The sequence below is a fragment of the Kitasatospora sp. NPDC007106 genome (assembly GCF_040634455.1).
Classification (GTDB): Bacteria; Actinomycetota; Actinomycetes; order Streptomycetales; family Streptomycetaceae; genus Kitasatospora; species Kitasatospora arboriphila.
In genome coordinates this window covers 1-3,738 of record NZ_JBEYFP010000598.1, presented here as the reverse complement: position 1 = coordinate 3,738, position 3,738 = coordinate 1, and the positions used below count along the sequence as shown (strand labels likewise).

2 protein-coding genes are annotated in these 3,738 nt (G+C 77.0%); both read right to left on the bottom strand.

Annotation, left to right across the window (positions count from 1 at the left end; translation table 11 throughout):
* On the bottom strand, window positions 1-358 hold a 358-nt coding region (locus tag ABZ641_RS29120), incomplete at its 3' end, for a class I SAM-dependent methyltransferase (RefSeq protein WP_359986503.1).
* The coding region (locus tag ABZ641_RS29115) for an amino acid adenylation domain-containing protein (protein ID WP_359986501.1) at window positions 355-3,738 on the bottom strand (3,384 nt) is incomplete at its 5' end. The genes ABZ641_RS29120 and ABZ641_RS29115, both read right to left, overlap by 4 nt.

The window sequence follows — 3,738 nt, the reverse complement described above, 5'->3', positions numbered from 1 at the left end:
GCCCGGCGGCCAGGATCAGCGGGAAGCGCTCGCCGAGGCGGACCGTCCGCAGGTCGCCCTCGACGAAGCGCACCGCGGACTCGTCCAGGCCCTCGGCGGCGGCGTTGCGGCGGCCCTGCTCCAGCATCGAGACGGACAGGTCGACGCCGACGCCGCTGCCGGCGATCCGCACCGCGGGCAGCAGCACCCGGCCGGTGCCGGCCGCGAGTTCGAGCACCGGACCGCCGAACTCCTTCACGGTGGAGAGGAAGAACGGCAGGTCGAGCTTGTTCAGCCCGGCCCACAGGGTGTCGTACAGGTCGGCCTCGAAGAAGTAGTCGTCGTCGGCTGAGGGCTGGGGCGTCGTCCCGGTGGTCATCGGGTCTCCTCGGTCGTGGCGGTGGCGGTGGCGGTGGCGGTGGCGGTGGCGGTGGTGGCTGTACCGGTGTCGGTGGTGGCCGTGCTCGTGGCGGCGCGGGAGATCAGGGCCCGGATCTGCTCCTCGGAGAGGGCGGCCATCCGGGCGCGCAGGCGGCGGTCGGTCTCCTCCTGTGCGGCGGCCAGTGCGGGGTCGACGGCACCCACGGCGAGCCGGGCGACTGTCGGGAAGCGGAACAGCGCGTGCAGCGGCACCTCGACGGCGAAGGCGCGGCGCACCCGGCCGAGCAGCCGGGTCGCCAGCAGCGAGTGGCCGCCGAGCGCGAAGAAGTCGTCGTCGGCACCGACCTCGGACAGGCCGAACACCTCGGCCCACAGCGCGGCGAGCCGGGCCTCGGTGCCGGGCCGCGGCGCCCGGAACGGCGGGCGCAGCGCACCCGGGTCGGGCAGCGCCGCCCGGTCGACCTTGCCCGCCGGGGTCAGCGGCAGCGCGTCCAGCACCACGAAGCCGGCCGGCAGCATCGGCTCCGGCAGCCGCTCGGCGAGCCACTCCCGCAGCCCCTCCGGCGCGGCGGTGCCCCGGCCGGGCACGGTCAGGTAGCCGACCAGCGCGGCGTCGCCGCCGGCGGGGGAGTGCAGCACGACCACGGCCTCGGCGACGCCCGGGTGCTCCACCAGGCGGGCCTCGATCTCGCCCGGCTCGATCCGGTGGCCGCGGAGCTTGACCTGCCGGTCGGCGCGGCCGAGGAAGTCCATCCGGCCGTCGGTGCGCCAGCGGACGAGGTCGCCGGTGCGGTAGAGCCGGGCACCGGGTGGGCCCTGCGGGTCCGGGACGAACCTCTGCCGGGTGAGCTCCTCGGCACCCAGGTAGCCGCGGGCCAGGCCGGCGCCGCCCAGGTACAGCTCGCCGACGGCGCCGCGCGGCACGGGTGTGCCGTCCGCGGCCAGCACCCGGGCCACGACGTTGTCGATCGGCCGGCCGATGTCCGCCGGGCCTTCGCCGGTGCCCTCCGGGGCGACCTCGCCCTCGGTCGCGACCACCGCGTTCTCGGTGGGCCCGTAGTGGTTGACCACGGTGAACGGCAGACCGGGCCGCGGCCGGCGGCGCAGCAACTCGCCGCCGGTGAGCAGCGAGCGCAGCGGCAGCGCCGTGCAGCCCTCCTCGGCGAGCACCGCCTCGGCCAGCGGCGTCGGCAGGAAGGCGACGGTCGCCCCGGAGCCTGCCAGCCAGGCGGTCAGCCCGGCCGGGTCGGTGCGGACCGCCGCATCGACCACCGCGACCGAGGCCCCGGCGGCCAGGTAGGGCCACAACTCCCAGACGGCGGCGTCGAATCCCTGCGCGGCGAGCATGGTGCCGCGGTCCTCCGGGGTGATCCGGTGGCGGCGGTTGTGCCAGTGGCAGAGGTTGAGCAGTGCGCGGTGCTCGACCAGGACGCCCTTGGGACGCCCGGTGGAGCCCGAGGTGTAGATGGCGTAGGCGAGGTCGTCCGCGGCGGCGGGCCGGTGGTCGGCGTCCGAGGGCTCGCCGTCGGCAGGCTCGGCGGGCTCGGCGGCGGGCTCGGTGTCCGGGTGCTCGGCGTCGGTGAGCAGCAGGGCGGCGGCGGAGGCCGGCAGCCGGTCGGCGCACCGGGTGTCGGTGACGACCAGCGGGGTGCCGCTGTCGGCCAGCATGTGGGCGAGCCGGTCGGCCGGGTACTCCGGGTCCAGCGGCAGATAGGCGCCGCCGGCCTTCAGCACGGCGAGCAGCGCGCCGACCAGCTCCGGCGAGCGCTCCAGGCAGACCCCGACCAGGGTGCCGGGGCCGACCCCGCGGCCGGTCAGCCGTTCGGCCAACCGGTCGGCGTACGCGTCGAGTTCGCCGTAGCCGACGGTGCGGTCGCCCTGCACCACGGCCGGCCGGTCGGGCGCGGCGGCGGCGTGCCGGGCGACCAGCTCGTGCACCAGGTGCGCGGTGGGGTGCGGAACGGGGCTGCTGCCGAGCGCGGCGAGTTCGGCGGTCTCGGTGGCGCCGGGGGCGGCCAGGTCGGCGAGTGCGGCGGTCGGGTCCGCGGCGGCGGCGGTGAGCAGTGCGGTGATCGCGGCGAGCAGCCGCTCGGCGGTGGCCCGGTCGAACAGGTCGGTGCGGTGGTCGAGTTCGAGGCCGAGCGTGCCGTCGGGGAGCTCCCGGGCGAACAGGTCGAGGTCGAAGCGGGCCGCGCCCGGGTCGAAGGGGAACTCGCTCGCCCCGGCCGGTCCGAGGTCCAGCCGCGGCGGCGGGGTGGAGAGGTACGAGAGGGCGACGGACACCAGCGGCGGGCGGCTGAGGTCGCGGGTCGGCGCCACTGCCTCCACCAGCCGGTCGAAGGGCACGTCCCGGTGGTTCGCGGCGGCGAGCACCGACTCCCGCGTCCGGGCGAGGAGTTCGGCGAAGGACGGATCGCCGGAGAGGTCACCGCGCAGCGGCAGCAGGTCGACGAAGAACCCGGCGAGCCGTTCCAGTTCGGGCCGGTCGCGGCCGGCCATCGCACCGCCGACGGCGATGTCCGTGCCGCCCGTCCAGCGGGCCAGTACGGCCTGCAGGCCGGCGAGGACCGCCATGAAGAGGGTCGCCCCCTCGCCCTTGGCGGCCGAGCGCAGCGCGGCCGTGGCGGTGGCGGGCAGCACGGCGGACACCCGGGCACCGGTGAAGGCCTGGACGGCCGGTCGCGGCCGGTCGGTGGGCAGCTCCAGCGGGGCGAGCCCGGCGAGCCGCTCCGTCCACCAGCCGAGCGAGGCGCCGTCCCCGGTGGTGTCGCGTTGCGCCTCCCAGGTGGCGAAGTCGGCGTACTGGAGCGGGGGTTCGGGCAGCGGCGAGGGCTCGCCGCGGAGCAGCGCCGGGTAGATCGCGGACAGTTCCTCGCAGAGCACCGCGAGCGTCCAGTGGTCGGCGACCAGGTGGTGCACGGTGAGGGCGAGGACGTGGTCCTCCGCCGCCAGCCGCAGCAGTCCGGCCCGCAGCAGCGGTCCCTGCGCCAGGTCGAAGGGGACGGCGCAGTCGTCGGCGAGCAGGCTGCGCGCGGAGTCCAGGGTCTCCTGCTCGGAGCGGCCCGGGGTGAGCTCGGCGACGGGCAGGGCGAGCCCGGTGGCGGGCTGCGGGCACTGCACCGGTGTGCCGTCGGCGGTGGTGCGGAAGGCGGTGCGCAGCGACTCGTGCCGGACGAGCAGGGTGTCGAGGGACCGGCGCAGCACGGCGGTGTCCAGCGGACCGCGCAGCCGGAACGCGGTCGACACGTTGTAGGCCGCGGTGCCCGGGTACAGCTGCTCGACGAACCACAGCCGGCGCTGGGCGGCGGAGAGCGGCGCGGGCGCGTCCCTCGCCGGCCGTGGCGGGATCCGGTCGTCGGCCGTAGGGCCGCCGGCCGC